Genomic DNA, 6,200 nt, shown 5'->3' with positions numbered 1-6,200 from the left:
CGGCATCACACCCGCTCAAGCCATGCAACGACTATTACCAGAGCCAGAAAAACCCATCGTTGCAACGACCGGTTGAATCCACCGTTCCCCTTGCGGACGTCCCGTCTATCGCGAACGTTGCGTTCCACTGCAGACCGGGGCGGGCGTGGGACAGAATTGGGATGTCGATGCCCCGCGATCAGCGCAGCAGCCCGCTTTGGTAAGCGTGAGCGACGATTTGTGCTCGGAAAGTGAATCCAAGTTTGGTGAGGATGCTGCTGAGGTGAGTTTTGACCGTTGACTCACCGATGTGAGCGCTGTGGGCGATATCGCTGTGGCTCAGCCCCCGGGCAGGCAAAAGGAATATTTCCCGTTCGCGCGACGATAGGGCGGCGATCGAATCCCATCCAGCGGAACCTGGGTGCGGGCGATCGGGATCAGAGGCGTAGATCTCTGTGTCGGCCGCGGCCGCACCCGTGGGAAGTTCGCCGGATGATTCCTCTTCGGGACGCATGGCTGGTACTCGAAGTCGCGATCCGATATGCCAGGCACCCAGCGTCAGCAGAATGCCCACCACCGACCAGGTGACGAATCCTTGAACGACTTCGATGCTGGCCGCTTCCTTGCCGTTGATGGTGCCCCACACGCCGGACATTGACAGGAACGGGACGTTTAGCAATGCGCTCACGGCAATACTGCAAACGATTGACAGGCCCAGCAGTACCCGGCGTGTGTTGACCCGGCTAAAGGCGCTGATGCCAACAACAAGAAGAACAAGGGCAAGATAGGCAACCCAGCTGACCTGGCTGAAGCGCGCCGGCCAAAACAGGAGTTGCAAGACCAGCAGTCCCCCAGTTAATGACAGCGCGGTGCCGGGTCGAACCCGGCAGAGCGCGATGGCCAGTCCGAATCCTGCCGCAATCAACACCGCGTACGGATTCGTCAGGAACGTGTCCGTTCGCGACGGCACGTACCCGACAATGCGATTTGACGACTGCACAAACCACGCAGTGAAGCACAACGCCCCGAGCGCTGGCTCACGGAAACGGACCAACTGTGCACGAATCTTCGTCATGCTTTGACAGTAGATGCCGCAGCAGCGCTTCGACGCACAGGGGCGAGGCTTTCTTCCCTCTGGAGGATCCCTCTCCGCCGAAGGAACGAGAGACCGAGGCCTTACCGTCCCGCAGGGGGTTCAACTTACGGGAACGGAGCAGGACCCGTCGATCGGCCGTTCGCGTGTTCCTGTGGGCGTCCAGCTTGCGGGCAGCGTTCCCAGGCTCGTCGTTGGCCTAGGTGTACCCGGTCATCAGGTTGGTGACACTCGCTGGAGCGGGGTGGATCCGATGCCCGTGTGGATACGTTCAGTGTTGTAGCACTTGAGCCACGGGTCAAGGGCGTGGGTGCGCTCAGCGCTGTTGGTGAATACCTGTCGGTAGGCCCATTCGGCTTGGAGTGTGCGGTTGAAGCGTTCGACTTTTCCATTGGTCCAGGGGCAGTGCGGTTTGATGAAGCGCTGCTGCGCGCCGAGGGTCGTCACGGCGTCCTTGAAAGCGCGGGATTTTCGGTAGGCGAAGGCGTTGTCGAAGAGGACGCGTTCAATCGTCGGGATGCCACAGCTGGCGAAGAACGCGGCCGCGCGGAGGAGGACACCGGCGGCGGTGACGCCCTTTTCGTCGGGGTGGACCTCGGCGTAGGCGAGGCGGGTGCGGTCGTCGATGACGGCGTGTACGTAGTCGTAGCCGACCCGAACGTGGCCGGCGGTGTGGTTGGTGCGGGTTTGGCCGGGCTGAGCTCGCCAGCCTCCGCCGTCGGGGATGCGTCCGAGCTTCTTGACGTCGATATGCACCATCTCGCCCGGACGGGCGCGTTCATATCGGTTCGCCGTGGCGCGGGTGGCGCGAATCTTTTCACCGGTCAGCGGATCGCATTCCCAAAGCGCCGGAACGTGGTGGCGCGCCAGCACTCTCGACACGGCCCGTGCGGGAACGCCGGTGTCGGCGGCGATGCGGGCCGGGCCGGTGCGCAGGCGGGTGCGCGCCTCCAGAACGGCCGCTTCACGGTCCGGGCTGGTTTGTGTTGGCATTACGTGTAGTCGCGACGACCGATCGCTGAGACCCGCGACACCCTCGGCACGGTAGCGGCGCACCCACCGATACGCGCACTGCCGAGAGATGCCGAGTTCCTTGGCGACGTGCGCGGCCGGACGACCGCCGAGAACCCTTTCAACCAGCAGAGCCCTTCCGCGAACGTTCAACCGGGCATTAATGTGTGACACGAGGACCTCCGTTGTGAAGTGAGACGTTGAACATCTCCACTAAGCACCGGAGGCCCTCCCTTTTTCACCCCCTTAAGTCACTAACGTCATGGCCGAGTACACCTAGGCGACGACTTTGCCGTGCCTCGAGTCGGCGCGACTCAGCGCAGCAGCCCGTTCTCGTAGGCGTGCGCGACGATCTGCACGCGTGAGGTGAGTGACAGTTTCGCCAGGATGCTGCGTATGTGGCTCTTGACCGTCGCCTCGCTGATATAGGCAGCCTGGGCGATGTCCGCGTTGCTGAGGCCGCGCGCGGCGAATAGGAAGACCTCTTTCTCGCGTGCGGAGAGCGCTGAGATTGATTCGGCGCTTGGCTCCCTGTGTCGCTGGGATGTCTGTGCCCGGATAATGTCGGCTGTGTCGGTGGGTGCGATAACCGAGTGCCCGGCGTAGACCGTGCGGATCGACGCGAGTACAAACTCGGGTGTGGTGTCTTTCATTATGAAACCGTCTGCGCCCGCATGGATTGCGCGAACGACCGCTTCATCGCGTTGGAACGTCGTGAGCATGATTACCTTTGGCTGCGCGTCGACAATGGTGGCACAGTCGTCGGAGTTGCATTCACCGATGTCGGGTTTGTCGGGTTTGTCGGGTTTATCGGTGGCGTCCAGGATGCGCGCAGTCGCCTCAATGCCGTCGAGCAGCGGCATCCGGATGTCCATCAACATGACATCCGGGCGCGCCTGGCGAGCAAGAGCGATAGCGGCTTCTCCATCATAGGCGGCACCGACGAACTGCAGGTCGGGCTGTGACTCAATGAGCATCTGGATCCCAGAACAGAACAGTTGCTGGTCATCGGCAATCGCAACTCGGATGGCTCTCACCGCGAGCCTGCTTCTGCTGCCAACAGGGCAGCTTCCGTTGGCGCCTCGGTTGTCTGTTCGACAACGCACGCTGTCGGCACGAATGCAGTGACCAGGTAGCCGCCCAGTGCTTCATCGTCCACGTCTGCGGTCAGCCAGCCGCCGGCCAGACGTGCGCGTTCGCGCATCCCATAGAGCCCGCGGCAGTGCCCGTGCCCGCGCACGTTCAAGTCTGGGTGTTGCGGGGGCTCCCCGGTAGACGCGACCGTCAAGGCAAGTCCTGGGCCGCGCCAGTCGAGCGTAAGCCGAGCAGAAGATTGGGCTCCTGCGTGTTTGAGTGCGTTCGTCAGGCTCTCCTGCACGATGCGGTACACCGCCAGTTGCTGTCCAGACGTGAGCATGGTGGGGTCGCCGAAGCGGTCGACGGTGATGGTGAGGCCAGCCCCGCGCATCCGCTGGACAAGATCGTCCAGGTTCTCGAGGGTGGGATTCGAGTGGCCGTCAGGATCTTCGACAAGTGACTCGATCAGCATTCGAACCTCGGCCAGCGACGTGCGGGCGGATGCAGCGATTCGTTCTAGGGATTCGCTGATCGCATCCGGCCGTTGCGGGCCGATGAAACGTGCGCCGTCGGCTTGCGCGATGATTACGGCCAGTGAATGCGCCATGATGTCGTGTACGTCCTGGGCGATGCGGTCGCGCTCGCTCGCGACGATCAAGTCGATCTCGGCCGAGCGGAGTTCGTCGACGGTTGCGCCGAGCTTCGCGTCGGCGGCTCGCTTCAATTGCGATGCACGAAGGCCAAAACCGATGAACCAGGCGGCTGCCATGAGGAGTAGACCGACGACGAGGACACCGGCGAAGCTTTTGATGACGTTACCGCCCGAATTTCCAGCGCCGACCCATGACGTCCAGCCGTAGCCGTCGGACAGCGCGGGAACAGTCATAAGCGTCGTAATCACGGCGACATACCCGGCCGCGATCGGCAGAGATAGCCAGCGGATGCGCCGATCTGCGGTCGCACTCACGATCAAGCAGGTGACGAGCACGGCGAAATACACCGGCCAGGTCGTCGAACCGAACCGGGCGGAAATTCCGAAGAGTTGAATCGCAAGCACAACGCCAGGCAGCGCGACCGCAACGCGGGGATAGGTTCGGGCGACGGCGATCGACGCAGCGAGAAGGCCAAGCGTGAAGGGAAACGACGGCCATGGCGAACCGCCGGAACGACCGGCTTCCGCAATAATCCAGAGTACGTAGAAGGCGACGGCGACGGCTGGCTCTAGCACGGGGCGCAGCGGAAGCAGCACCCGTTGGGCGCTGTTCATAATCGGCGACGCAGCGTCACCCCAGCTCGCCCGCAGCGCCGAGCTCACCAAGCGGAGCCGAACCCCGAGGTACCAGAACCCGAACGTGATCAGCGCGGCCACGCCGCCACAAACGAGAAGATCGGGGATCAGTGCAACCGTTGACAGGTGCTTTCCGTTGAGCAAACCATCGATACCGGTTGCGCTGAAGCGGGGAAGGATCAGCAGAGCCGAGACCCCGACCGCGTAGAGGGCTAAGACGAACGGCGCTATCATGCGCATCCGCTTGGCTGCATGGAACCCGACGAGTGTGGCGAAGACGAGCAACATAAGATACGCCGACCAACTGAGCGCACTGAACCGAGCAGGCCAGAAGAGCAGCTGAGCAGCCAGAAGCACACCAACCAGGACGAGCGAAGTGCCGGTTGCAACGCGGGAGAGCGCGATGGCGGCCGCGAAGCCAACCACGAGCACGAACGCGTATGGAGTTGTATACGCGATCATTTCTCCACGCATCGGGACGAAGCTCACCAAGCGTGTGCTGAACCCGACAGCCCAGATCAACACGAGCGCGATGCCAATTAGCGGCTCGACGAGCCAACGATGATTACTAGAAGCAGGATGCATATTCCAACGCTAGAACCCGCCACGTGGCGTGAATGGCAAATTACGGCAAATTCCTCCCAAAGGATGAGTGGATCTAACCCGTAGGCGGACGACAGAGCCAGGCCCCGGCTGTTTGGCTGGGGTCATGAAAAGTGAAAACACCGCGCCAGCCTGTGGCGCCATCGACCCCGCGGCCATCGCGCTCATCGGCACCTACGCCATCGATCTGACGGCAACGACACACTCGGATATCGCGGTACCCGACACGTTGCCAACCACCGTTTCCTGAGCTGACCACACCTTTGCACTTACTCCTGCACAGACAGCAATGTCGCACACGAAACGCCCGAAGGTACCGCGGAGCTGAGATTGGAGAGGGCTCCGTAGATATCCTCGCTGGCGAGCTCAGTGCTGACAGCAGCTGTGACGATCATCGACACCGCCCGCTGGTAGTCTTCGTCCGCGTTGTAGTGCACCGTCCCGTAGCCGGCTGGTTCGGTTGATCCGTCGGCGTTGACGGCGATGTTGGTGCCCGGGGAAGCCAGCCATTGGGGGCCGCGGCGGTTGCTGTAGCAGCACCACCCAGAAGCAGCACGAACGTCAGTCCTGCGATCACCGGCCGCCTCCACCGCTGCCTTGGGGACGCACTCTCAGTCTCGACGCTGGTCGCGACGTGAAGCCGGGTCAGTTCATCGGCGACACTCTCCGTCATCACCGTCGTGCGTGGGGCGGACCGGTCCAGCAGATCGTCCAGATAATCGGATGTTGGGCTCATAATGTTCTCCTCGAAAGTTGCTTACATCACAGACCTGTCCGGAAAGACGCTCAACGTCTGCGGGAACCATAGAAACTTTCCCGCCCCGTGGAGCAGCTGTCAGTCAAGGCGACGTGCCAGACAACATCTTCGACATCTCCAGTCTGCCCTGGCTGTCGTTCAGTGGATTCGAGCTGAACATCGCCCATGGACACGACCATTACCTGCCTATCTTCACTCTCGGTAAGTACGTCGAGCAGGCGGGGCAGGTCACGCTCCCGTTCGCCTTGCAGATTCATCACGCTTCCGCGGACGGGTTCCATGCCGCCCGCTTCATCAACGAGCTTCAAGAGGTTTTCGACTCCTCTGCAAACTGGCTCGCATAAGTTCAGACACGATTTCCCGCAAGGGGTTCCCCTGACGCTCGGCGTCGA

6 protein-coding genes are annotated in these 6,200 nt (G+C 62.0%); 2 read left to right on the top strand and 4 right to left on the bottom strand.

The features are described 5' to 3' along the window. Positions 1–178: 178 nt before the first annotated feature. From CXY71_RS14155 to CXY71_RS14140, 4 genes are all read right to left on the bottom strand, one after another. On the bottom strand, positions 179–1,054 hold the full coding sequence (locus CXY71_RS14155; RefSeq protein ID WP_104136527.1) for a helix-turn-helix transcriptional regulator: 876 nt from the start codon (positions 1,052–1,054) through the stop codon (positions 179–181). A gap of 234 nt (positions 1,055–1,288) precedes the next feature. Further along, the gene (locus tag CXY71_RS14150; RefSeq protein ID WP_104136524.1) at positions 1,289–2,257 is read right to left on the bottom strand and encodes an IS481 family transposase; all 969 of its coding nucleotides are present in this window, start codon (positions 2,255–2,257) and stop codon (positions 1,289–1,291) included. A 140-nt stretch (positions 2,258–2,397) separates the two neighbouring features. Beyond that, a complete protein-coding gene (locus CXY71_RS14145; RefSeq protein WP_104136522.1) occupies positions 2,398–3,120 on the bottom strand; it encodes a response regulator transcription factor in 723 nt (240 codons plus the stop codon). Beyond that, the gene (locus tag CXY71_RS14140; RefSeq protein ID WP_104136517.1) at positions 3,117–5,033 is read right to left on the bottom strand and encodes a histidine kinase; all 1,917 of its coding nucleotides are present in this window, start codon (positions 5,031–5,033) and stop codon (positions 3,117–3,119) included. Before CXY71_RS14140 ends, CXY71_RS14145 begins: the two co-directional genes overlap by 4 nt. A 124-nt stretch (positions 5,034–5,157) precedes the next feature. Here CXY71_RS14140 and CXY71_RS21155 point away from each other — a divergent pair, with 124 nt between their 5' ends. Both CXY71_RS21155 and CXY71_RS14130 read left to right on the top strand, forming a co-directional pair. Further along, entirely contained in the window at positions 5,158–5,301 is a 144-nt protein-coding gene (locus CXY71_RS21155; RefSeq protein WP_158253100.1) for a hypothetical protein, read from the top strand. 503 nt (positions 5,302–5,804) lie between these two features. Next, on the top strand, positions 5,805–6,152 hold the full coding sequence (locus tag CXY71_RS14130) for a CatA-like O-acetyltransferase (RefSeq protein ID WP_104136513.1): 348 nt from the start codon (positions 5,805–5,807) through the stop codon (positions 6,150–6,152). The last annotated feature ends 48 nt before the right edge of the window (positions 6,153–6,200 follow it).

The sequence above is a fragment of the Cryobacterium sp. Y62 genome, from assembly GCF_002929785.1.
In the GTDB taxonomy this organism is placed as follows: domain Bacteria; phylum Actinomycetota; class Actinomycetes; order Actinomycetales; family Microbacteriaceae; genus Cryobacterium.
This window is presented reverse-complemented; position numbering and strand designations above follow the sequence as displayed.

Bases quoted from the DNA above. Each gene is read 5' to 3' on its own strand.
- CXY71_RS14155 (WP_104136527.1), bottom strand. From the start codon at position 1,054: ATGACGAAGATTCGTGCACAGTTGGTCCGTTTCCGTGAGCCAGCGCTC.
- CXY71_RS14140 (WP_104136517.1), bottom strand. From the start codon at position 5,033: ATGCATCCTGCTTCTAGTAATCATCGTTGGCTCGTCGAGCCGCTAATT.
- CXY71_RS21155 (WP_158253100.1), top strand. From the start codon at position 5,158: ATGAAAAGTGAAAACACCGCGCCAGCCTGTGGCGCCATCGACCCCGCG.